Origin of the sequence: Magnetococcus marinus MC-1 (assembly GCF_000014865.1) — a bacterium.
GTDB lineage: Bacteria > Pseudomonadota > Magnetococcia > Magnetococcales > Magnetococcaceae > Magnetococcus > Magnetococcus marinus.
The window spans coordinates 1,434,440-1,459,462 of sequence record NC_008576.1 but is presented as its reverse complement, the minus strand read 5'-3'; the positions used below and the strand labels follow the sequence as shown (position 1 = coordinate 1,459,462).

Sequence of the window (25,023 nt, the reverse complement as noted above, 5' to 3'; positions counted from 1 at the left end):
AATGATGCGCATGAACCCTTACCAAACGTGGCTGATCCACTGGTTTTGCCAACGCAACCCCGCCTTACAACAGCGTGATGCCGCAGCCCTGCTGGAACTGGACTATTTTCAAAACAACCTGTTGGACTCCATGGGCATTATCGAACTCATTGCCGAGATGGAGGGCCATTTTGATGTTCAGTTTACCGATGAGCACTTTAACCATACCGCTTTTTATAGCATGAACGGTTTGGCCGATCTTATTCAAACCCTGCAAGGTGAGGGTGCCTAGTCCCCATGTTTGCCCCCCGTTTGCTGCTGCTCTATCTGCCGCAACCCCTGGAACGCCGCCTGCTGCTCCCTTTTAGGGCCATCCGTGCTGTTGCCCGCAAAGCCCGTGGTTACCAAGCCACCATGAGTGTGCCGCGCTTTGCAGCAGCCTTGGACGAATTGGGCATCACGGCGGGTAAAACCATCCTGCTGCATAGCTCCATGGACCAATTGGTGGCCCATGTCCCAGAGCTCAAACCCTTTACCCTCATCCAACTGCTCAAGGATAAACTGGGGCCACAGGGCACCCTGCTTATGCCGGCGTATCCCTTCCGGGGTGCCCAGGCCGACTATGCGCGACAGGCGGCCCCCTTTAACCCCGCCCGTACCCCCTCACGCTCGGGACTGCTGACGGAGATGCTGCGCCGGGATCGCACCGCCATACGCTCTTGGCACCCCACCCATGCCATGGTTGGTTGGGGGCAACACGCCGAGGCCCTGCTGGCGGATCACCATAAGGGCCACCCCTTTGGCCCCACCTCACCCTTTCAAAAACTGGCCCAGCAGCAAGGCGAGGTGATGGGGCTTGGGGTAGGACTGGAGAGCTACTCCCTTTTACATGTGCCAGAAACCATGGTGCCCGAGCTCCAGCGGGCAGTCTACTATGACCAACCCTACCCCATGCAGATCGTTGTCCAAGCGGAGCAGAACATCACCTGCATGGTGCCCTTACTGCGCATGGGGGGGGCCTATCGTCGGGTTGAGCGGGTGGCCCGCATCCTGCGCCGCGAGCAGATTTTATGGGAACAGCATGTGCACGGTCTGCGCTTGAGCCGCATGTCAGCAGCCCCCTTTATCCAACGGGCCTTGACCCTACAGCAGCAAGGGCGTTTTTTATTTGATCCCGCCGAGGTTGAGGCGATGCTGGCCAGCGCACCGCGGCCACCCTTTTAACCCGACCGCCCCACCTTTGCCCAAACATCCTTATAACAGTCCAGATAGGCTTGGCTCATATGTGCCACTTGACACTGTTGCCGGATTTTTATACCCAGACGTTGCCCCATGGCTTGGCTCTGTTGGGGATGGCTCAAGAGCTGCCGCATGCCCGCCACAAAGCTGGCCTCATCCTCTACCCCATGAAAAACCGCCTCCTGCCCCTCCTCCAACAGCCGTTCGAAAGCTGGGATGCGACTGAGCAGCACTGGACGATCCAGCATGGCGGCCTCCAGCAGGGCATAGGGCAACCCTTCGTTATGGGAAGGCATGCAAAACAGGGTGGCCCGCGCATAGATCTGCGCCAATAGATGGCTGGGCATAGGCCCTAAAAAATGAATATGGTCAGGGGCTAAGCGCTCTGCGCTATGGCGAATGGCGGCATCAAAGGGGAGATCCCGCTGACCCGAGCCCACATGCACCAAATGAAAATCGGGATCTATGGTTAAGATCTCCGGCCAGCAGCGCACCGCCAGATCCAACCCCTTAGACGCGGTAATCCACCCCACCATTAGGGCAAAGCGCTTGGGCAGTGGCGGCAGTAACGGGGCCTGCTGCTCTGCCTCTGGTGCCACGATGGGCGGCGCACAGCCATTGAGGATGGCCCGCAAGGGCAACTGCCGCCCCAAGGCTTGCCGTGCGGGTTCCAGCATGGCGGGGCTCACGGTCACGAGCTGTTCCGCGCCACGTAACAACCGCTTTATAATCCACAATTTCAAACCTTTATACCGTTCAAAATGGGCCACATCGGTGCCATGCAGAGTGATTATGTAGGGAGGCCCGCCGATTTTACGCAAGAGGTAAAGGTAAAAGCCATAGGTTTGCAGGGTGTGCAGATGGATCAAATCGACCCGTTCCGTGCGGCAGTGTTGACGCAGATCCCACAGGATAAAGGGCATGCGCAGCAAGCCATGCAACCAACCTTTAAGGGTGCCGAGCGACCACCCCTTGCCCAAGGGTGGCATGAGCAAAAAATAGTGGATGAGGGTAATCCCCTCGGCCTCACGCACCCGTTTACGTTGCTCCTGCCAATCTGCGGTACTCCACAAGGAGACCCGTACCTGCGCCTGCAAACCTTGGATCAGGGCGTAGAGCATGGCATCAATCCCCCCCTGAATCTGCGGATAACAGGCGTGGTAGAGTTGCAGCACATGACGGGGTGGTTGGGTATTCATGGCACCTCATGACAGAACAGACGCAGCACACACCAGCCACTCAAACGCGCCCGTGACCGCTGGCCGACCTTATCCAGCTTGGCGTAACTGTTTGGCCAAGGTCGCAAAGGTGGGAAAATCAATATCCGCACCATAGGTCGCTTTAAGCTGCCGCACAAACCTTTGCAGCGCGGCCCGGTGCGGGGCATGCATGCCCTTGGGGTGGCTGTTGATGGAGAGATAGTGACACCCCTCATAGGGGGCCTCTCGCGCCAGATGCCCTTTGAGCACGGCCTGCATACGTTGCGGGTAACGCTGCATCTCCAACTTGGCAAAGCGGCTGTTACGCACCGCATTAAAATCCCACCAAGCCTGTTTGGGCCGTTGTAAAAAGGCCACCGGCGGCTTACTCACCCACCCCACCGGCTCCCCCCGCAGGGGCTCTGCCGGGCCACCGTAACGCAGCATGCTCCAGACCCGCTGTAGGGACTCTGGCCAAGGGTTCCAATCCGCCACCTGAGCAAGATCAGCGCTGCCAATGGGCACCTCAAACAGCCCCTGCCCCGCCCCACAGGGGGCCGACAACCCCAATGCCGCACCGTACCACTGATTACTCCGCCCCACCAACTTGGTAAAGTCCACTTGGTGAACCTGAGTGTGCAGTCGATAACCCGGCACCACGCTGGAATCTACCACCAAGCCACAGCGCTGCAATGCCCCTAAAATCTCCTCGCTGTGGGGTTGCAAACCATAACCACCGCCCCGAAAGGCGAGGCATTCATAGTGGGCATTCACCGGTTTTAAGAGGGATTCCAAATAGGCTTTGCCTTGGCTAATCATCGCTAGGATGCTGGCAAAGCGTTGGCTGGCATCACTTTCATAACGGCCCAGCAGATAATCTTTTGGGGCAAAATGCAGGCGACCATCCACACCCCGCTGGGTACGAAACCAGTGGGGGTGCAGGTGCAGTTGCACATCATGGCCCCGCTGCACCGCTCCCCGTAGCTGTGCCTCGACCCCTTGCACAAAGGCCTCTTCACCCCACTGGCGATAGGTGTGCAGCATCGCCACATCACAAAACAGGGTAAGGGGTGCCGCCACCGCTTCGCAGGCTTGCAGCAGCGCCTGGGTGGGGCCAACCAAGACCTCATGCTCGGGCAGCAGATTGCGCGAAAAATAGAGTTCGTAATCCGCCGATAAAAAAAGCGCAATGGACATGCTGTTCCCACCTTGTCAGGCGATTAACCCACGCCCTAACCAGCATAGGCACGGGGCAAACCCGTGCTGGCCGTCGGGGTACATGCAGCGGGCCAGCTTATGGGGTGATCCAGCCTATCACAACCCGCCACCGCACCACCACGCCGCCCGGAGAGGGTGCCACGCCAAACCTACATCGCCCCCGCGCAGCTTTGCGCCGCTTTAAAAGCCCAACAGTTGCCGAAAGTAAGAGAGCGGACGGCGAAAAATATAGTAGAACAGCGTAACCCGCTGTCCATACACCTTGGCCGTGCCTTTTAAACCAATACGCGGCGGGGATTGGCTAGGGGTAAAGTCGGCATAACTGAGGTAAGAGAGCACCTCTTCGGGCGAGAGCACTGCTTCATAACTGGCACGCTGCAAATGGGCCGTTAGGGGATGGATAGGGTCGACGTTTAAAAACAGACGCACCTGTGCCCCCGGTTCTAAATTGATGGCGTCTGAAACGGAAATCCAGCTCTTTAGAGCCACATCTTGAGCATCAGCCAGCTGCATCACCCGCTCCCCCACCTGCACCGGCTTACCCACCCAATCATGGATATTGGAAAAAATGGCAATACCCCCCCGTTGAGCGCGTACCTGAATGCGCTGCAACAGTTCCGCATTATACTCCATCTCTTCACGCTTTTTTTCCACTTGTGCGGTCAACCACTCTAACTGCGCTTTGCTCTCCGCATCCCAAAAGGCTTGTTGCGCGGCCTTGCTATGCTCGGCGCGGGCAACCTCCAAACCCTGCCGGGCGACCTCATAGTTATTGCGAATGGTGGTGTCATCCAGGGTAAACAGGGGGGTGCCCGGCTCCACCAACTGGTTGGGTTGCACCAAAATCTCTTTAACCACCCCATCTATAGGCGCATTAACCATAAACGGTGTTTTAGCAACCACCTCAGAAGGGGCCAAAACCGACAGGCGCACCGGCAGCAGCATGAGCCCCACCGCCCCCACCAGCGCCAATTTTTTATAGAGGCTTAAATCACCCAAAAAGGTAAGGAGCGGGTTTTTTCGATGCTGTTTTTGTAACTGCAAATGGTTAAGACTGTAATAAAAGGTCGCCCCTATGCGCTTGAGCAGCTCCACCTCTTCCTGCCGCCACCCCTCGTGACGGTCAAAATAGAACCCCGCCACAATCGCCCCCTGTTTATCCAACCAGGGAATCCACAACCCCGTACCACAGTTCCACGCCGCCCACTCCTGCGCCAGATTGGCGGGTAACTGATCTTGCGTCACCAGCACCGCCCCCTCCAACACCGCCGGGTTGGTGGCACCCTCCTTAGGAACCTCATCACCACGGCGCTTTGGTGGAGTGTAGCCCCGCAACACCGTTTGCAACACCCGCCCATGCCACAAGATAATTGGCGCGTGACGATCAAGCTTAGAGACCCCCGAAGCCGCCACCACCCGCACACTCTTTTTACCCGCTTTTTGCCAAACAAAGCCTCTTTGGTACGGTATAATCTGCTTGGTTACATTGACCGCCACCATCAATAGTTCACGAATGCTCTGGGCATCCCGCGCCTGCTGCTCCACCAACAACAGTTGGGAGAGCCGGTTGGTTTGATTTTTTAACAGCTGCAACTGCCGATCTTGGGCCGGTGTGGCCATGGTCGGCGGCAGTGGCGGTAGCTCCTTAGTCACCTGACGATCCCCAGCAGCAGCGCTCACCTTATCTTACCGACGGCAAAGCCGCCGCCTGCAATCGACTGACCACCACGGGATCCAAGGGATCATCCAGGGTGTGATTGCTGGCTCGGGGCTCCATCACCGCAGCAGGCAAAGGCTCATAAAAGGGGTTGCTACGGCTTGGAACCGCCGTTTGTCCAGATGGGTTTAACCGCTCAGGTTGCAAAATTTTATCCATGGTGGCGGGGGTGGGAAAGGCCAACTCGGTGCGCTCCGTCTGTGCTTGGGGAGGGAGCCCAGACGTGGCTACGGGGCTGGCAGGCTGCGCAACCGATGGATTGGTGGATAAGCGATCAAGGGCTGCCTGGGGTTGCGGTGCCATGGCTGGGGCAGCGCGGGTGACAGGTACCGCCGTAGAACGGCCAACTTGAGGATAAAGCTGGTTTACCATGGTTGACATGGGCGATGGCATGAGGGAAGCACTGGGCTGCACCTGCGCCGTCTGAGTATAAACCGGCACCCCCGAAAGCGCACTCTGCTGTTGGGGCGTTCCATACGCCACCACCGGTTGTGGCTGGGCAAACATCTGTTTGGTCAAAAAACTGGAAAGTGGCTGATTGTAGGCCACAGAGGGCAACCCATTGTCCAAACTCGCCCCGGGCTGAGCATAACCCGGCATCACCGGTTGCAGATAACCCGGCATCACCCCCGGCTGACTATATTGGGGTTCCATCATCGGCTGGCCATAGGGAGAGGCCCCCATCGGTTGACCATAGGCCCCCATCGGTTGTGCCTGGGGCACCGCCATCACCGGTTGCCCATAGGCATCCACCGCCATCACCGGTTGCCCATAGGCATCCACCGCCATCACCGGTTGCCCATAGGCATCCACCGCCATCACCGGCTGCCCATAAGAGCCCCCGGCATACGGCGCATAAGCCCCAGGGGCACTATTTTGATAACCTTGCATGGGATAATCATAGACAGGCGCGGGTGACCAGCCCGCCATACTGTTTAAACCATCACCCTGGCAACCAGAGAGCAGCAGCACCAATCCACACAGTGACAGAGCACTCAGGCGGCTTGGCATGCGGGCCGTTTTGGGTTGCTTAAACATAACACTCTCCATGGCAGGGGGAATAACGCAACTTTCCTTTCGTATCGGCACAATGGTGATGGACATTAAGCCGGATATTTCACAAATCCCTTCAATGATCGCGTAGAGATTTGTATTTTAAAGGATTTTTTAGCGCGCACAAGATACTTATTGATATCTTCAAGCGCAAAAAAAATTCTTTAAAATCCAAAGATCAAGCGAGAGCGTCTGGGATTCATGAGATATCCAGGTTAAGCTTTCTGTGGGTGTCACCCCGTTACAGGCAGTACCCCCTAAAACAGACAAGCCCGTGAGGTCTCCCCCACAGGCTTGTCTGTTTTACGTATCAACCCACGCAGTTCGTTTGTTAACCGATCTGCTGATCTAGGCTACCCAACAGGGCTAACAGGTTGTTTTGTGGCGCATCCTGCGGCTGCTCCACCAACTCGGCCATCTCCAGTTGCTCATTCAGATTGCCCTTGCGGCTGCTCTGTTCCACAGCAGCCGACTCGCCCTTAACCGCCAGCGGTTTGGCCGCCTCTTGGCTTGGCAAATTGGCCCATGCCATCAGCACTTGCTTGGCACTCTGGGCCAACTCTTCACGGGGTTGAGCCTCGGCACGCTGGCTTTCTGCCGGGGCCGCGCGCTCATCACCCGGCTGGCTCAGTTGCGCCACCATGGTATTGGGCGTGGCATTTTCCAACTCAGCCTGATAATCCTTCAATACCTCCGCATCCTCGGGGATATTTTCGTTCAGCTCATCATCGGTGATGTAGATAATGGCATCACTAAAACCACCCTTGCCATCACTGAGTTTGTAGGTAAACCAGTCAAACCCGCTAAAGGTGCTGTCGGGAATAAACTGGAAGCTGCCATTACCCAGGTAACGCACCTCGCCACTGCCATTGACCGGTTGTGTAAAGCCCGCCACAAACAGGCTATCGCCGTTGGGGTCTGTATCATTGCTGCGCACATCCGGAATGGTATAGCCATTATCCGTATCCAAACCACCATCGGCTGGGGGCACCACAACCACATCCCCAGTACCAACGGGGTCTTGATTCACCTCATTGACCGTCACCTGCAAGGTGGCCGTGGTGCTGCCCACCGTGCTCCCCGTATTGCCCTGGTCTGAAACCGCGACCGTAAGGGTGTCGGTACCGGCAGTCTGCCCCGCCGTATAGCTAATGCTACCAATGGCATACTGTACATCCGACAGCGATCCGGTCAATTGCAGCGACTTGCTGCCACTACCTGTGACCAGCAGCGAGGCCGGCGCATTGGCAACCTTGAGCTGACCATCGGTCGCCGAGGTGCTAATGGTGACCAACAGTTTGCCACCCGCTGTCTCACCCACATCAATATCGTTCAAGGAGAGCCCAGCAATACCGGTGGTTGCACCCGCATTAACCGATAGCGTCGGTACATTGGTAATATCCAGGGTCGGCGCATCGTTGACCGCATTGACCGTAAGGATAACTGACCCAGTACTGGCCCCACCCGCACCATTGTCAATGGTGTAAGAGAAGCTATCCACCCCATTAAAATTGGCCGCCGGGGTGTAGGTGTAGCTGCCATCATTGTTGTTCACCAAAGCCCCATTGGCAGGGCTAAACACACCCGTAATGCTCAGGCTTACCGAGGGATCTTCAATATTGACATCGTTGGCCAGCATCTGCGCCTGGGTGATCGTAATCGAACCATCTTCATTCAAGCTAAAGCTGTCGGCACCCGCCGCTGGAGCGTTGGCCACAGGGGTAATATTAATGGTGACACTACCGTTGACCGTCAACGCTTCACCACCACCATTCGCCCCATCATTGACCGATACGGTTAGGGTGTCCGCACCATTATAGTAGCTCTCCCCTTGGTAACGCAGGCCAGCCAACACGGTGTTGACATTGGTGGTGGTACCCACCACCGTGATGGTATCACTACCGCTGCCGCTCACCGTAACACCCGCCAGCGGGTTCAGGGTCAAGGCGCCGTTTTCAACCTGCACCGTCACCGTCACATTGCCACCATCCACATCGGCCACCGCAATACCGGTAATGGAAACCGGGCTATCTTCTGCCGTGGTGACGGTGTTGGGCAAGCTCAGGGTTGGGGCATCATTGGCGGCGGCCACTTGCAGGGTAAAGGTCGCGGCTTCATCGGACCACGTGGGGGCCGGACCCGTTTCGTGGGTACCGTTCCAGTCAAAAGCGACAGAACCGTTCCAGTTCGCCATGGGCTTAAATTTAAGCTGTCCAGCCTCTAACTGGGAAATGGTCACCACATCGCCAACCGCCACGTTGGCATCACCCAACATCAGCGTGCCCGCCATCGCGGAAGGCAACGCTGTAATCTTAATCTGCGCCAGACCAGCGGTGCCCTCCACATTGAGGAAACCACCCGAGAACATTTGATCGGTCAACACCACCGAGGAGATATCCTCAACCCCAGAGTTTACCGCAACGTCTGAGACAATCGGCGCATCCACCACCGAGGCCACATTGACATAAAAGCTCTTGCTCACACTCTGGGCGCTGGAACCATAGTTGCCCAAATCGTTTACCGTTACGGTGATGGTATCCTGACCATTATAGTGGGCATTGCCCAAATAGGTCATGGTACCAATGGCACTGTTCAGGTTGGTGCGGGTGCCCTGAATGGTCATACTGCCACTACCATCTGCCCCACTGATAAAGGTCAAACCCTCGGTGGAGAGCATGGTCAAGGTACCATTGCCTACCGTTAGGGTCGCCTGCATCATACCGTTCCCTTCGGCCACATCCACATCCGCAACCGAGATGCCGGTAATGGTGATGGGGGTATCTTCGTCACCACTGGGGTTTGCACCGGGCAGGGTCACGGTGGGGGCGTCGTTTCTGGCGGTTACGGTAATGGTCACGGTACCGTTCGCGGTCAAACCACCGCTGCCCTTGACCGTGTAGGCAAAGTTGGTGGTGCCATGCCAATCCCCCATGGGGGTAAAGGTCAAGGTACCATCGCCATTGTCAATCAGCGTGCCGGTGCTGGCGGGAGGGTTGGTAAAGCTTACCAAAGCGAGGGTATTTTTGCCCCCATCACTGTCCTTATCATTGGCAAACAACTGCGATGCCACGTTGATGCGCAAGGGCACATCCTCTGCGGTGGTCAAAGCGTCATTACCCACCACGGGAATATCCGGGGCCGCCGCCACATTAACCGTAACCATCGCCGTGCTCATGCCCCCAAAGCCATCCATGACGGTATAGCTAAAGGTGTCTGTACCCGACCAGTTGCTCTGGGGAATATACTTGAGCACCCCATTGCTCATGTAAACCACTTGACCATGACTACCCTGGGTAAAATCGGGCACAAACAGGGTATCGTTATTCTCGACATCATAGTCGTTGGCCAACACATTGATGGTAACCTGGGTATCTTCAACGGTGTTCACCATATCATCGCGAGCCACCGGATTATCCCCAACCGGTGCCACGTTGATGGTGACCGTCGCCATGGCGGTCTTACCACCACTATCCACCACGGTATAGACAAAGCTGTCTTCACCGTTGTAGTCGGCATCGGGGGTATAGGTAAAGCGGCCAAAAGAATCATAGCTGACGGTGCCATGCTCAGGCTGCACCACCGAGGCAATGGCAAGCCCTTCGCCACCGTAAGCCCCGGTGTCATTAAAGTCATGGTCATTGGAAAGGGCGGCAATCAGGGCCGGGGTATCCTCTGCGGTGGAAATAGCATCGTTCATGGCCACCGGATCGTCGTTCACCGAATTCACCATGACCGTTACCATGCCAACCTTGGACGAAGCACCCAAGCTGTCGGTTACGGTGTATTTAATGGTATCTTCACCCTTAAAATTGGCTTTGGGGGTGTATTTCAGGGTGCCATCTTCCAGCAGCACAACCTTGCCGCCATTGGTGGTGGTTTGGTCAAAGGCACCAATTTTAAGCCCGGTATTGGTGCCGCTATCCAGGTCATAGTCATTGGCCAGCACATCAATCACCAGCGGTGCCCCATCCTCATCCATGCTGACATGATCGCTCGCGGCGATGGGCTCATAGTTGCTACGTGCCCCCACGATCACCCGCACCGTGGTCTCCGTAAGCCCACCGTTGACATCCCCTACCGTAATGCTAAAGGTATCTTCACCAATGGTCATGCCCGCTGGGGGCGTGTACTGAAGTTTACCCTGGGTCGGATGCAGCAGTTTGACCGTGCCACCATTGGTGGTGGTGTTGTCAAACGCCACCACAAACATGGTGTCCCCTTCATAGTCGGTAAACTCGTCACCCTCGCTGCCCGATAGCACGGTAAACGACAGAGTGCCACCAGCATCCACCATCTTAACGATCTCGGGCGCATCTGGGGCCTGGTTGGCCGCCACCAAGCTCAGGGTCACGGTGGTGGAGGTCAGGGATTCCGCCCCACCGCTGTCCACCACATCAAAGGTAAAGTGATCCACGACCCCTTTAACATCCATATCGGGAATGTAGGTAAAGGTACCATCTTTATTGAGGATCAATTCACCATGCTGCGGCTGGGTAAAGTTACCCACTTTAACGCTATCCCCCTCCACACGATCCACATAATCGAGTAAGGGATTAAAGGTCAGCGGGGTGTTTTGTACCACCGTTTTTGCCACATCCTGGGCCGCCGATGGCTCGTCATTGACCGGCGTCACGGTAATATCCACATGACCGCTCGCGGTCAAACGCTGGGCCAATACGGCGCTGCCGTTAGCTTCGCCCGAGCTATTGCCTAGGTCATCCACCATCACCGTCAGCGTGTCGTTGCCAAAGAAGCCCGCTTTGCCTTGATACTGCAAGGTCGCCAAAGCATCGTTGAGTTTGGCAAGGGTTCCATAGAGGGTCAGGCTGCTGCTACTGCCGTTGGCACCTGAGGTAATATTAACCCCCGCACTGTTGAGCGTAAGCATGCCGTTGCTGCTGCTTACCACCACCTTGACGTTACGGGTGGTGCTCTCAGTGGGATCGTCCATATCGGCAATCATCACCTCAGGCACCGCGATGGCGCTATCTTCCATCGCGGTTAGGGCGTACAGAGGCATGGCCACCACGGGGGCATCGTTCACCCCCATCACCTCAACCGTAACCGTCGCTTCGCTGGGCTGCCCAGTGCCCACGCCCACAGCGTTTTTCTCTTGTACTTGGTAACTAAAGGTTACCGTGCCAACAAAGTTCGCCTCGGGCACAAAACTAATGGTGCCATTGGCATTGGCCAGCGCGGTCCCATGCTCAGGCGGGGTGGTTATGGTCACCAAACGACCGTAATCCTCATTGATGTTCATACCATCCAAGCCGGTATCATTGGCCAGCACATCAATGGGTGCAGAAAGGGTATCTTCTGTGACCGTAACCCTATCATCCACGGCTTCCGGCGAGTCATCCACGGTGTTGACCACGTTGACCTGAATGCTCTTCTCCATGGACTCACCACTGCCGGCGTCCACCACATAGTAGCGGATGGTATCGCGGCCACTGAAGCCCTCTTCCGGAGTATAGGTGATCTGGTTGGTCCCATTATCCACAGTAACCGTGCCACCCGCTGCACTCAGACCCGCCGCATCACTCCAATCACCCTCACCTGCATTGGCGGTAGCATCCCACACATAGACCGTGTGGGTATCGCCAGCGTCGGCATCGGTAATGGCGGTATCTTCCAACAAATCCTCAGACTCATTGGCGAGGGTCCGCAGGTCGTCCTGTTTATAGATGGGATTTGTATCCGCATCTGGGTCGGCATCCAGATCCACCGTGACCGAGGTTGGCGCATCGGCGGTAGACTCATCCACAAGGGTGGAGAAGCTGTAGGCCACCGGGGCATCATTCACATTGGTCAAAGTCACGCTGATGCTCTCTGAAGGCAGCGCAAAACCAGCCTCTTTATCCTGCACACCCTCTTCCAGGCTACCGGTCAGATCCTGATCATCGACCTCAATGGTAATGGTATCTGCCGCCACCCCCACCAAATCGGTAGGCCCGGTATAGGTTAAGGTCGCCAAGGCGTTGTTGAGGTCCTCGGCAGAACCCAGCAGTTGCATCGAGTCACTACCAGAACCCCCACTCAAAATGGTCAAACCATCGGCACTGTCCAGCGCAAAGGTGCCCCCATTGGCGGTGCTCAGGGTAACCATCAACTCAGGGGCGTCCTCATCGGCCACCACCAAAATGGGCACACCCGCCGCGGAACCATCGAGACGGTAGGCGGTCTCTTCGGCCACCGTAATGGTGGCAACATCCGCAGCGGTGCTATCATTCTTGGTCAGAGTCGGTGCCCCATTCTCACGCACATTGAGCAGCGCCACAGTCTGGGTGCTCTCCGCCACGCCATCATTGACCACGATGGTCAGGGTGTCATCCAGCGGATTGGTCTCCCCATCATCTGGGGTGTAGATAAGGGCATCGGCTTCATCCAAAGCATCATTAATATCCGCAATGGTACCGGTGAGCACCAGCTCGGTCTCGGTGGCATTAAAATCGTAACCATTGGCCGTAAGGATCACCTTGGACGCATCGTCCAGCGAGAGGGTGCCGGTGGCAACCCTAAAGGTGACGGTCACACTCTCGGCGCTACCATCCACACTTTCCACCGCCAACGGGGCGGTATCACCGCTTAATACAATCGCCCCAGCATCGGTATCTTCGCGACCGGTTAAGCTGCTGCTGGCGGTCAATGCCTCACCATCATAGCTCATAGCGGGGGCATCATTAACCGCTGTAATCGCCTGCGCCAAACCATCGGCCAGCACCGCGCTAAAGGCGGTCGCACCACCGGTTACGGTAAGATCGGCCCGCTCACCAGCATCGCCGCCGTCACTTTGATCCCACGCAGCAATGTTTAGGGTGCCCGCATCGGTCTCGTTGGCCGCCGGGGTAAAGCGCAACATGGCTGTATCACTCAACAACAGCGCACTATCCACCGCCAAATCCGCCGGCAGATCGGTCCAAGTGGTCGCTTGACTGCTCAATTTATAGGACCAACTACCCTCCCCACTGGCACCACCCACACCGGTAATGGCAATCCCCTGCCCGGTGCTTTGGCTATCCACATCCTCAAACTGACCGGTCAACAAGCTTGCCACACTAAAACCAGGATTGTTGCCACTGGTCACATCTTCAAGAATGGCCGCAGGGGCGTTGACCTCCGTAAGTGTGGGGGCGTCGTTGGCCGCCGTGACATCCAGGAGAATGGTGGCACTGCTCACCTTAACCCCACCATTGGTGGTGGTACCGCCATCGTCCACAGTGATGGTCAGGGTATCATCGGTATCCAGATCCGCCTCGGGGGTATAGACCAAGCCATCCAATGCCGCCGTGATGTTGGCGGCGGTGTCGGTGACGGTAAGGGTGTCGGTACCATCACCCACCTCACCCGCAACCGCTGCGGCGTCACCTAGGGTCAGGGTGCCCTTGGTGACACGCAGGGTTACGCTGATTTTGTCCGAACTATCCCCATCATAATCCCCATCCACATCGGCGATGACGAGAAGACCCGCATCCACTCCATCAAAAGTGACCGTGGCATCTTCTGTATAGACAACCGTGTCACTGGTAAAGGCGCCGCCCCCTAAGGAGAAGGTGCTGGCATCGTTCACCGCGGTGATGGACTGGGTAACGGTTTTGGTGGTGGCGCTGTAGGCACTCCCTGCGGTGGTGTCCACCGCCGCATCCCCATTGGCACCCGCTGAGCCATCCCACGCCTTGATGGTCAAGGTCGCACTGCCCGCCTCATCGGCTTCGCCAAGGTAGCGCACGGAGGCATCGGCACTGAGCAGCGTAGCACTATCTTCGGCAACCACACCAAGATCTACCCAAGCATCGCTATCGGAGAGACGATATTGCCATTTACCCGTGGCATCCGCTGTCTGGGTCGAGGCGGTAATGGCAATCCCATCCTCAGCCTGACCGGCCACACTATCCATGTCATAGATGGCACTACCCACCAAAGCAGAGACCTTAATGCCAGCATTATCAGCATCCGCCGTATCCTCTAAAATGGCCGCAGGATCGGTGGTATTACTGACAAAAGAGGGGGCATCATTGGTGCCGGTGGTGGTGGCGGTTATCACCGCCGTAGCCGCTGGCTGGGTACCCGAACCGTAGTTGGAAGAACCGCTTACCACATCGCTGAGCGAAAAGGTAATGGTCGCGGTACCATCAAAATTCTGGGCGGGATACCATGCCAAATAGTTGGTGTTGGCCGCATCAAACAGGCGGTTGATATCCGACTCCGCACCCTCAATAATCAATTTTGAGGAGTGCCCTGTGTTGGCACCCAAGACCAGGGTAACCGCCTCACCACCCCCATCAATATCACTCAGGTCAATGGCGGCACCCGCGACACTGTCGGCAAATTGCAGGGTACCATTGCTGGCGGTGATGGTGAGCTGCATCTGGGTATCTTCATCGCTGCTCTCATCGCTAAAGGCGCTCACGATGGTGCTGTCGATGGCAAGGGCTACGTCAACCGTACCATCCGCGATCACATCCCCGTCGGGAAGGGCGACATCGTTCTCTATATAGCTCTGGCTAGCCTCGCCTTCTACCACGGTAATGGTTGCTAAATCATTGACCGCACTCACACTAAACTGAGCCGTCTCTGCTGCGGTGCTGTAGGCGGTGGTACCACCATTGACCGACACATTTACCGCCGTGGTACCGCTGGCAAAGTTGTCGCTCTGGTCCCAAGCGCGGAAGGTCAAACCGTCAACCGGAACCAAAGCCGTGCTGCTGTCCATATCGTCGGTATTATAATCGGCATCAGGCACAAAGCGGATCAAGGCGCTGCTGTCCAACAGCACCGCGCTGGTATCATCGGCCACCCCCGCCGCAGCCACACCACCATCGGTCGCAAAATCCAGCCATGTCACCCCTGCATCCACCGAATACTCCCAGCTACCATTGGTATTATCCACACTGGTCACGGCAATACCCACCTCGGTGGTGTAGTAGCTGTTGTCATCGGCATCCGTCACCACCGCCGCGAGGCGGCTCAACAGGGTGCTGACGCTGGTACCGGCAGAGGTGGTATTGTCCTCAGCGATGGTATCCACATAGGGGGCGCCGCTATTGTCCATAACAGGCGCCGCAGCATTGCTGGGGGTAAGCACAATGTTTACCGTGCCGGTGGTGGTCAGGCCGGTATCACCATCCTGAATTTGGTAATCAAACGAGGTTGTACCACTCCAGCCCGCTGTGGGGGTAAAGACAAACGCATCCCCTGCACCGTTGAGCGCAACCGTGCCCACCCCACCGGCAGGCTGGTTGACCACCACCCCGGTAATGATCGGTGCGCTGCCCATAAGTTGGGTAACACCATCGGTATAGGGGGTGTCGGCATCGCTCAATAAACCCTCTAAGGAACCGGCAATGCTAATGGTGACGCTGTTTCCCTCTTGGCCACTGGGGGCATCATAGTCGTCGGCCTCGGGCAGATCCGCCACATTGGCCACCACAATGGTCACCGTGGCATACGAGGCACTGGTACCACCCTGGCTATCCATCACCTTATATTGAAAGCTATCCGTCCCATAAAAATCACCCGCTGGCGGGGTATATTCAAACTGACCCTCCCCCACAAAGGTCACTAAACCGCCTTTGCTGGTAAGAATGCCGTCATCACTCTCCGAAGCCCCAATGTACTCTGTGACATAGAGCGTATCCCCATCGGCATCGGAATCATTAAGCCGCACATCGGTGGTCTGTATGGTGGCTCCACCCTCTTGGGCTTGCACCACCATGGTATCATTGTTGGCGATGGGCAGGTTATTGGTGGCCAGCACGGTTGAGAGCTTAAGCCCCTGGAGGGTACGGCTCTCAATGGTGCCACTCTGCACCTCCAAATCCATATCACCGCTGGCGGCATCCGAACTGGTCGCATCATCGGAAGCGGCCACATCGGCCCCGGTCAACTGCCCCATCAGGTTGACAAATTGGAGACCCTCGGCACCCTGGGCGACATCGCAACCATAGAGCAGAATATCGGCGTCGCTGGAGAGCGCATCGGTCCAACCCAACAGTTGATCGGCACGGGCAGCCAACTGTTGGCTATCTATGGTCGTATCCCCCAGCTCCAACTGACCCGGGCCGCCGTGGGAAATAATGTGTACAGAATCGAGATTGCTGTAGGAAGAGAGCACCGAGGAGATCTGGTCCAGACCATCCTGCCCACCCTCAAGCAGGTAGACATCGGCATAGTGAGAAGCCGAATCCACAATGGCCTCATAGCCCTCTACTTGGCTATCCACAAACACCACTTGGCGCTCTGTGGGCAGATCCACCGCCGCACCATCCGCTGTTTCCAGCAGCGCGTCATGGGCATCCATATCTTGGGAGAGATCCATAACCGCAACCAGACCCGCCGCATCGTACATAAGCCTCGGCTCAAGGGCGAGCATCAAGGCGCGCAAGGTTTGCTTGGGATTGGTATGATTTTTCATCTCAGTAGCCATGGATGATCTCCATCGTCAATTTGCTCAAGATCGTGAGTATCAATTAATACAATCGCCCAACTCGTACTCAGCAGGTTTTAGCTGCGCGATTTTAAACCGAACCGGTTCCGCGCCACCACCAAACGCCTGGGTATGTGGGACCGTCAGCAGGGTGTTAGTTTCACCCAAACCACAAATAACGGTCCATTTTTAACAAAACCAACCACCAGGAAAAACAAGCTGCGTCTGCTCAGCACACCACAATGTCGTGTGGCAGAGCACACCACAAACAAAGCACCTCTTTATCAGAATGACGCATATCCCGAATAATTGCAATGAGACAGTCGTTATTATACGAACCGTTCCATGCGCGATATTCTATTGTAACCCTTTAAAAACACGAATTTGATCAAAATTTCACCGTCATTTAATAACACAACCCTGCCCATACACCTGCGCAAAGCTCCCCACACAACGCAAATTAAACCTATAAATAACATAAGGATATCACGATATTCACCAAACAAACCAACACCCCACCCCCATTCACCCAACCGCTTGAGCCACCTTTTTTACCCCCCTCTTAATTAAGAAACCGAAATCTCTCCTTTTTGGAAAATCCACGGATACATTTTACTTTATTACCAAACTCTGTTATGCGGTTATAAGAACATAACACTCCATATTCAGTCCGCTATGGTAACACTCGGTTTACACACCCATCATGACCGCAGACATTCCTGCCAATCGATGGCAGAAAGGCCAAAGCATGCCCCCCCAAAAAAACCGCCGCTTCATTTAGTGTGCTGAAAACTTCACCGAACCCGACATGCCCGGAATAAGCTCCCGAGCAGGACGGTCCAGCACACCACGTAGCTCAACCGTGCGACTGGCGGCATCCACGGTGGCACCGATCACATCAATCTTGCCCCCATAGCTGTTTAAGGTCTCCGTCACATTTAAGGTAAAGGAGTGACGCGGGGTCAACCATTGTAACCACTCTGAAGGCACATACATCATCACCTCCAAACTGCTATCGTTCACCACCTCCATCAAGGGTTCGCCTTCGCGGATAAACTGGTGGGGATCCACATGTAGCTTGACCACGCGACCTGAAAACGGGGCCAGCAGATTGCACCGGCTGACCGCAATCTCTATCTGCTCTTTCTCGGCTTCAAACTTCGCCACATCTGCCGCGCTCAGGCTTATTTCAAGAGAACCTACTGACCCATATTGGCTTTGCAGTTGATTGTTTTGATGCTTCGCTTGCGCCCCGGCCAACTCGGCATTGGCCTTCTTAAGCATGGCATAAGAGGTGTTGCAGTCGTATTGCACAAGGGTTTGGCCCGTCTGAAAACGCCCCCCAAAACGGACATTAACATCGAGGATAATGGCACTTAACCCGCTGGAGAGCACCGCTTTTTGCTTCGCGATCAGCATACCGCGAACCAATTGCGTAGAGTCACCATAGGCACCAACCGGTACCAGACCGATCAGCAGCAGCGCAACATAATGGACAAACTTTAAACCACTCATTATTCCTCGGGGGGGTAGAAAAAAAATAGCGCCCTCTGGTTTTTCCATCGGCACTTGAGCGGCTGAGCATAAGTAAAATGCACACCGCCGCTCAATTTTATGGAGTGAAATGATGGTGCATTATTTGCAAAGACTACCCATTGAATGAGGTATTGGCAGGGTGCTTAGATGTTTCAGTTTGCGTAATTCATTGCTATCCATTTAAACACGCAGACTTTTTTTGGGGAATGTTCCGTGAGCGCACAACAGAGACGACACCGTTCCAGGGCAAAAAAGGCATGGCAAGTTGCGCTTTTATCCATCGCAGCGACCCTTGCGGCGTGCTCAACCCAGTATGAGCCGGTTCGCGATGGCGATGTGGCCAACCGGATGCTCTCGGATTTGGAGATTCTCACCGCCAACCAACAATGGAACAGCACCAACCAACCCATTACCCTCTATGAAGCAATGGCCCGTGCCATTAAGTTAAACCTAGAGAAGCGCGTCGCCCTCATGGAGGAGAGCATCTCCGCTGGTGAAGCAGATTATGCGAAATATGCCTTGTTCCCTCAGGTTAACACAAGCTATGGGCTAACCCATCGCAACAATGAGCCCGGCAGTTATAGCGCCAATCCGATTGATGGAGCCATCAGCAGCCAACCCTCTAGCTCGGACAGCAAAGATAGTGTCACCGCCAACCTACAGGTGGTGTGGAATGTGTTGGACTACGGCGTAAGCTACGCGCGCATTCGCCAAGCCAAGGATCGCCAGCAGATCGCCCAGGAGAGCCGCCGCCGCATTGTGCAACAGATTGTGGAAGAGGTACGCAATGCCTATTGGCAAGCAGTGGCCGCCACTAAGGTAGAAGAACGCCTAAACCAGTTGGATTGGCGCATTAAAAAGGCACTTTCCGCCTCGCAACAGTTGGAACAGCGCCGCTTGCAGAGCCCCGTCAAAGCGTTGGAGTATCAACGTACCCTGATGGAGCTGGAGCGCAAGGTCGCCGGCATGCGCCATATGGTGTGGAACGCCAAATCCCAACTGGCGGCGTTGATGAACCTTAAACCCGGCACCGACTATAAGCTGTTTCTACCCCCAGAGCCCATGCCGGTATTGGACCCGATCCTCTTTTTACAGGGGCGCGACCTGATACGCATGGCCCTGTTTAATCGCCCAGAGCTGCGCCAAGCGGATTATAAATTAAGAATCTCTGCCGAAGATATGCAGATTGCCTATCTGCGCAAGTTCCCCAATATCGAACTGGCTGGTGGCTTTAACTGGAGCAGCAATGAACTGCTGCTCAACGACACCTGGAACACCCTGGCGTCGCAGTTTTCCAGCAACCTGGTGCAGATGTTTAGCGCCGAAGAGGCCATGAAGCTGGCAAAGGACAAAAACCACCTAGAAGAGCTGCGCCGTCTGGCCATGACCGTATCCATCATGACCCAGGTGCATATTGCCCAGCAGCGGGTGCGGCTCTCCATGCAGAACTACGACCTATCGTTGCGCATGAACAATGTCAACACGCGCATTCTTAACCATGTTTCGTTGGAGTCAAAAACCCGCGCCAAAAGTGATTTGGAGCTGGTTATTAGCGAAGCCAACCAAGTATCGGAATATGTTCGCAGTTTAATTTCTTACTCCGAATACCAAAATGTGCTGGGTAAGCTCTACACCGCCATCGGCATTGATCCCGTTGAAAATTTTCAACTCGACGCCCCCTTACCCACCTTAACCCAACAAATTTATTCCAATCTGGCTCAAGCCAATAACAAGCTTTTTTATGAAGTTAATAAGATGCACAGCCATCTTTCCCATCATGCGGCTTTGCGTTATGGTAGCCTACAAATGGGGGGGCAACCCCATTTTACCGCCCAGCACTATCAGGGCGTGGAACTGCCCAAAACAGGTTTGTGGAAGCAAGTAAGCAGCTGGTTAGAGTGGGCTGGCGGTAATGACCAGATGCCCGACAATGCCATTATCTACCCGCAAGCAGCCACCGCCCTACCCCCCCAAGGGACACGCCCCATGCCTGCCCCACAACCACCGCAGCAACAACCGATGGTCCCTATGCAAGGGGGGCTCGCCCAGCGCCCCCAGCCCATTCCACAACAAGCGAGCTACTACACCCTGCACTTAGGGGCTTATCAAAATCCCCAGCAGCTGGAGCAACAGATGCAACAGCTGCGTAAACAGGGCTATCAACCCTACGCCACCGCCTATCAGGATCAGCAAGGCACCCAATGGAACGGGCTCTATCTCTGGCAATTTCCCTCCCTGGCCCAAGCGGAGCCCATGCGCCAAAAATTGGCGCATCAGTTAAACCGGCAGATTGGTATCGCCCAAATGGGAGGCATCGCGCCCCAGGCCGCGCCCCAACAGGCGCCCAGTTTGAGGCGCCAATCCGCGCAACAGACCCAGGCACTACCCTATATTGACCCCCGTGACTATGTGGCCCAGGCCAACAAGCCCTTTTGGACGGATTGGTTTCAATAAGCCGTCTACACAGCCGCTGCATGGGCCAAACAGTGAGATCCGTTGATGAAACTGCCGCTAAAGTCCAAAGAGATTGCGGACGATCTCCCCCCGTTAAGAGCGGATCTCGATCTCTACCCAGGCACTCTACAAGAGAATGGCGATCCCACTTGGACGCTGCACGACCCCCTGCGCAACCGCTTCTTCAGGATTGGTCTGCTGGAGTTTTCCATTCTACGGCGCTGGCATCTGGGTAATTTTGCGGCCATTCTACAGGCCCTCGCCCAAGAAAAGCAGTTGGCCGTCAGCCAGGAACAGTGCGAGGCCCTGCTCAAGTTCCTTAGGGTCAACCAGCTGGTTGAGGTGATTGATGCAGCCAGCGCGCGCCACATTGCCCAAATGGAGGCCGACAAAGAGCGCAAAAACATTTCGTGGTTGGTTCGTAACTATCTGTTTTTTAGAATCCCCTTGCTTCACCCTGATCAACTCATGGCGCAACTGTATCAAGGGTTACGTTTTTTATACCATCCCCTTTTTAACCGCGGAATTTTGCTGGTTGCGCTGCTCTCGCTGTTTTTAGTTTCGCGTCAGTTGGATCAGTTTAGCCACACCTTTTTGCACTTTTTTGATACCGGCGGTTTTATCCTGTTTGTCTTGGCCACCTTTACCAGCAAAGCGATCCATGAGACCGGCCATGCATTGACCGCCAAACATTATGGCTTACAAATCCCCACCATGGGGGTGGCCTTTTTGGTGATGTGGCCGGTGCTCTACACCGATACCTCGGAGAGTTGGAAGCTGCAAAATCGTTTTCACCGTTTACACATCGGCGCCAGTGGCATTTTAGCGGAACTCACCCTGGCGATTTTAGCCACCCTAGCCTGGAGCTTTTTGGCCGATGGCCCCTTAAGAAGTGCCATGTTCTACTTGGCGACCATCTCCTGGATTATTACCCTCTCGATTAATCTTAATCCCTTTATGCGCTTTGATGGTTACTATCTGCTGGCCGATTACCTGGATATTGATAACCTGCAAACACGCGCCTTTGCCTTAGCCAAGTGGAAACTGCGCCAGTTTTTATTGGGCGTTACCCAGGAGGATCCAGAACCCAACATGCGGGCAAAAACCCGCCGCATCATACTTATTTATGCCTATTTTACGTGGATTTATCGTTTTTTTCTGTTTTTGGGTATTGCGCTGGTGGTCTACCACCTGTTTTTTAAACTCTTGGGCATTATCTTAATGATGGTGGAGGTGGTGGTATTCCTTCTCTTACCGATCGTGCATGAGGTAAGGAGTTGGTACACCATGAGAGACAAAATAAAACCTTCAAAAAACATTTTTTTCTTTGTTTCTGTCCTAACCCTGTTGATTCTGCTGCTGGTGATCCCCTGGCAACACGCCATTAAGATTCCTGGGCTCGCCCTACTGGGGCAACAGACGGTCATCTACCCGCCGGTATCGGCCCAAATTGAGCACGTGCATGTCACCTGGGGGCAGCGTGTAACGGCGGGGCAGCCGCTGTATGACCTAAAAAACCCCGATCTTGATTATCGACTGCGCATCGCCCAGTTGGACTATCAGGCCCTGTTAAAAAAACAGAGCACCTTCGACGCCCAACCCAAAACACGGAATAACCGACTGGTGGTCGATCAACAAATTCAAGAGAGTTTGGCCCTGATCCAGGGTTTACGCGAAGAGTTGGGCAAGCTACAGGTCAACGCCCCCCATGCCGGGGTGCTGCTGGATGTACCCGAATGGCTAAGGGCGGGGGCATGGGTCAATCTTAAACAGCCTCTGGGACACTTGGTAGAACCGGCGTCCCTAAGCATCAAGGGCTATCTGCACGAAAATGAGCTACACCGGGTTAACGCCGCTACGCAAGCAACGTTTATTCCCGAACAGCCGGAATTGGCCACCCTACCCGCCACTTTGGTGGAAATTTCCAAGGCCAGAACCCCGGAGTTGGAAGAACCCTATCTGGCCTCGCTCTATGGGGGGGCCATTGCCATACGGGAAGATAATAAGAGCCAGCTTGAGACCCAACAATCCTACTATCGGGTTCAGCTGCAACCCCAGACGATGCCCAAGGGTTGGCCTGCAAGCCGGGTTGTGCGTGGTGTCATACACCTAGAAGGGGGCAAAGAAAGCCTACTTCAGCGCGCCAGCACCTTTATCGCTGCGGTGGTCATTCGCGAGAGTGGTTTTTAAGCAGCCGCAAAACCCATCACACCCTCACCAAAACAGAGGGCCGGTGGTGGTGCGATGGGCACCCGCTTACCCCTTAATACTCTTGCCCCTCCCACATCTCCTTGGTAAAGCGTACCGATTGATTGCGGCCATTTTCTTTGGCTTTATAGAGGGCGACATCCGCATATTTAAGGGTTTTCCAAAAGCCATCTTCATCATCTGGGTAGACGCTAATACCGATACTGATGGTCTTTTTAAGCGGGGGTTTACCCGGCACGGGAAATTCGGTCGCTTCAATTTGCTTACGAATTTTTTCGGCCAGCCCCATCACTTCATCCGATTCAATATCCACCAAGATGATAATAAACTCCTCCCCCCCAAAGCGCACCACCAGGTCAGATTGACGCACGGAGTTTTGCAAAATTTCGGAGGTTATTTTAAGCACACTATCGCCCACATCGTGACCATAGGTATCATTGACCTGTTTAAAGAAGTCTAGATCACACATAAGCAAGCCAATTTTTTTACCCCGCCGCTGACTGCCCGAACAGAGATTATTGGCGCACTCTTGCAGAAAACGACGATTATGCAGCCCGGTCATCGGGTCAACCAGGGTCGAGGCCCGCAGCGTGGCGGTTAACCGTTTGGATTCGATCACCGGTAGCGCCTCTTTAATAAATTGAGACGCCTTATCAACCTGCTTGGCAAGCAGATCACGGTCTAATACTTTGATCCGCTCATCAAAGATAAACTGCACCACACCGATGATTCCCCCTCCCACCGACATGGGTATGCAGACATACTCCATGGCCTCATCCAGGTGCAAAAACTGTTTACAGACCTTGTGAAAGGCCAAGGAGGAGATGGTGTGACCGGTGCGTTTGGCTTTACACAGGCCGCACTGATCCAAAATATCTGGGCTACAGTGCAGATCGCTCGCCTGCAATTGATGCGGGTAGGCCGCTTTCATCAAATTGTGCGACTCATCCACCTCATAGATCACCGCATCCTTTAGACCTATATCGGTGAACACATCCCACAGCCGCGAGTAGACCTCTGAGCAGGTCTCATCCTCCTCAATCAATTTTCTAAAACAGCCGAGATCCTTGATCGAGTCCATCAACACATTAAACTCAAAGGAGAGCGTGCCAATTTCATCGGCTGAGGTTATGGGCATACAGTGGGATTGGTTGATATGGCCACGGCCCTGGGCAACATCTTTCAACCCGGCAATCACGCGGATTAAACGATGGGTAATCCCTTGACCAATCAGGTAAGCCACCAGCATGGTCACAATGGCAAAAAAGGCGGCCATGGCCAGGGTGATAAGACGTAAACCGGTGACCACACGGTCAACTTCGGCAAGGTCAATATCACTGCCGACAATCCACCCCCAAGGCTTAAACCGTTTGACATAAGATTGGGTCATCTTGACCGTGTCATCGTCAGGTTGGGTAAGCTGATGCTCGACAAACCCGCTGGACCGATTAAGGGCAACATGGAGAGACTCTTCATAAAAAAGTCGGTCACTGGCACTCTCTATATCCGCAAGGTGCTTACCTTCCAGATTGGGTTGCAAGGGATGCAGCACCATTTGGCTGCTCTCATCCAGCAACCAAAAATAGTCGCCCTGGCGATAACGGAGCTGTTTAATCAACTGCCTAGCGTGGCTAATCGCCTCGTCCCGGCCATACACCCCATTTAGCTCAAGTTGGTTAAAATGCTCCAAAATACCAAAGACCACATCCACCGTCTGCATGGTGGCTTTTTGCTCGCTTTCTATTACGCGGCTCTCTACATAAGGGAGAAAAAACGCCACTGTGACCACAAGAATGAGCGCCACACCAAGAAATGAAATAAAAGGAATCTTTATCTTAATGGGCCAGTTCTGGATAGACCATAATCCGGTTGTACCCTTGTCAACCTCCATCTTACGGACCGTCACCAGACCGGATGTCTCATCGCCTAATCGAGCGGGTTTACTACAGGTATCTGTCATGTTGAACACTTCCCCCCAACGTTACCTTGGCCCTTGC

11 protein-coding genes are annotated in these 25,023 nt (G+C 54.9%); 4 read left to right on the top strand and 7 right to left on the bottom strand.

Going from position 1 to position 25,023, the window contains the following annotated elements:
- Positions 1 to 10: 10 nt before the first annotated feature.
- Together MMC1_RS05910 and MMC1_RS05905 are read left to right on the top strand one after the other, a co-directional pair.
- Entirely contained in the window at positions 11 to 271 is a 261-nt protein-coding gene (locus tag MMC1_RS05910) for an acyl carrier protein (RefSeq protein ID WP_011712824.1), read from the top strand.
- Positions 272 to 276: 5 nt separating this feature from the next.
- Positions 277 to 1,203, top strand: a complete 927-nt coding sequence (locus tag MMC1_RS05905) for an AAC(3) family N-acetyltransferase (RefSeq protein WP_011712823.1) — start codon at positions 277 to 279, stop codon at positions 1,201 to 1,203.
- On the opposite strand, the gene MMC1_RS05900 is transcribed toward MMC1_RS05905, so the two are convergent.
- The 6 genes from MMC1_RS05900 to MMC1_RS05875 form a co-directional block, all read right to left on the bottom strand.
- Positions 1,200 to 2,417 carry a glycosyltransferase family 4 protein gene (locus MMC1_RS05900; protein ID WP_011712822.1) on the bottom strand — a complete coding sequence of 406 codons (1,218 nt, stop codon included), beginning with the start codon at positions 2,415 to 2,417 and terminating at the stop codon, positions 1,200 to 1,202. The two genes, MMC1_RS05905 and MMC1_RS05900, sit on opposite strands and share 4 nt — an antisense overlap.
- A gap of 69 nt (positions 2,418 to 2,486) precedes the next feature.
- A complete protein-coding gene (locus MMC1_RS05895; protein WP_011712821.1) occupies positions 2,487 to 3,614 on the bottom strand; it encodes a polysaccharide deacetylase family protein in 1,128 nt (375 codons plus the stop codon).
- 201 nt (positions 3,615 to 3,815) lie between these two features.
- Positions 3,816 to 5,315 (bottom strand): efflux RND transporter periplasmic adaptor subunit, encoded by a 1,500-nt coding sequence (locus MMC1_RS05890; protein WP_143711374.1) that lies wholly within the window; start codon positions 5,313 to 5,315, stop codon positions 3,816 to 3,818.
- A 1-nt stretch (position 5,316) separates the two neighbouring features.
- Positions 5,317 to 6,390: a hypothetical protein gene (locus MMC1_RS05885; protein ID WP_011712819.1), complete on the bottom strand. Its 1,074-nt coding sequence runs from the start codon at positions 6,388 to 6,390 to the stop codon at positions 5,317 to 5,319.
- A 346-nt stretch (positions 6,391 to 6,736) separates the two neighbouring features.
- On the bottom strand, positions 6,737 to 16,828 hold the full coding sequence (locus MMC1_RS05880; RefSeq protein ID WP_011712818.1) for a tandem-95 repeat protein: 10,092 nt from the start codon (positions 16,826 to 16,828) through the stop codon (positions 6,737 to 6,739).
- Between the two features lie 777 nt (positions 16,829 to 17,605).
- Positions 17,606 to 18,343: an efflux RND transporter periplasmic adaptor subunit gene (locus MMC1_RS05875; RefSeq protein ID WP_011712817.1), complete on the bottom strand. Its 738-nt coding sequence runs from the start codon at positions 18,341 to 18,343 to the stop codon at positions 17,606 to 17,608.
- A 234-nt stretch (positions 18,344 to 18,577) separates the two neighbouring features.
- Between MMC1_RS05875 and MMC1_RS05870 the strand changes: the two genes are divergently transcribed.
- Entirely contained in the window at positions 18,578 to 20,818 is a 2,241-nt protein-coding gene (locus tag MMC1_RS05870; protein ID WP_011712816.1) for a TolC family protein, read from the top strand.
- Between the two features lie 45 nt (positions 20,819 to 20,863).
- Positions 20,864 to 23,008: an HlyD family efflux transporter periplasmic adaptor subunit gene (locus tag MMC1_RS05865; RefSeq protein ID WP_011712815.1), complete on the top strand. Its 2,145-nt coding sequence runs from the start codon at positions 20,864 to 20,866 to the stop codon at positions 23,006 to 23,008.
- A 73-nt stretch (positions 23,009 to 23,081) separates the two neighbouring features.
- Here the strand turns inward: MMC1_RS05865 and MMC1_RS19700 are convergent, their stop codons facing one another.
- Positions 23,082 to 24,986, bottom strand: a complete 1,905-nt coding sequence (locus MMC1_RS19700; RefSeq protein WP_011712814.1) for a diguanylate cyclase — start codon at positions 24,984 to 24,986, stop codon at positions 23,082 to 23,084.
- Positions 24,987 to 25,023 lie beyond the last annotated feature (37 nt).

Excerpts from the sequence above, each read along its gene's own strand:
- MMC1_RS05910 (WP_011712824.1), top strand. The coding sequence starts at position 11 with ATGAACCCTTACCAAACGTGGCTGATCCACTGGTTTTGCCAACGCAAC.
- MMC1_RS05905 (WP_011712823.1), top strand. The coding sequence starts at position 277 with ATGTTTGCCCCCCGTTTGCTGCTGCTCTATCTGCCGCAACCCCTGGAA.
- MMC1_RS05900 (WP_011712822.1), bottom strand. The coding sequence starts at position 2,417 with ATGAATACCCAACCACCCCGTCATGTGCTGCAACTCTACCACGCCTGT.
- MMC1_RS05895 (WP_011712821.1), bottom strand. The coding sequence starts at position 3,614 with ATGTCCATTGCGCTTTTTTTATCGGCGGATTACGAACTCTATTTTTCG.
- MMC1_RS05885 (WP_011712819.1), bottom strand. The coding sequence starts at position 6,390 with ATGTTTAAGCAACCCAAAACGGCCCGCATGCCAAGCCGCCTGAGTGCT.
- MMC1_RS05880 (WP_011712818.1), bottom strand. The coding sequence starts at position 16,828 with ATGGCTACTGAGATGAAAAATCATACCAATCCCAAGCAAACCTTGCGC.
- MMC1_RS05875 (WP_011712817.1), bottom strand. The coding sequence starts at position 18,343 with ATGAGTGGTTTAAAGTTTGTCCATTATGTTGCGCTGCTGCTGATCGGT.
- MMC1_RS05865 (WP_011712815.1), top strand. The coding sequence starts at position 20,864 with ATGAAACTGCCGCTAAAGTCCAAAGAGATTGCGGACGATCTCCCCCCG.
- MMC1_RS19700 (WP_011712814.1), bottom strand. The coding sequence starts at position 24,986 with ATGACAGATACCTGTAGTAAACCCGCTCGATTAGGCGATGAGACATCC.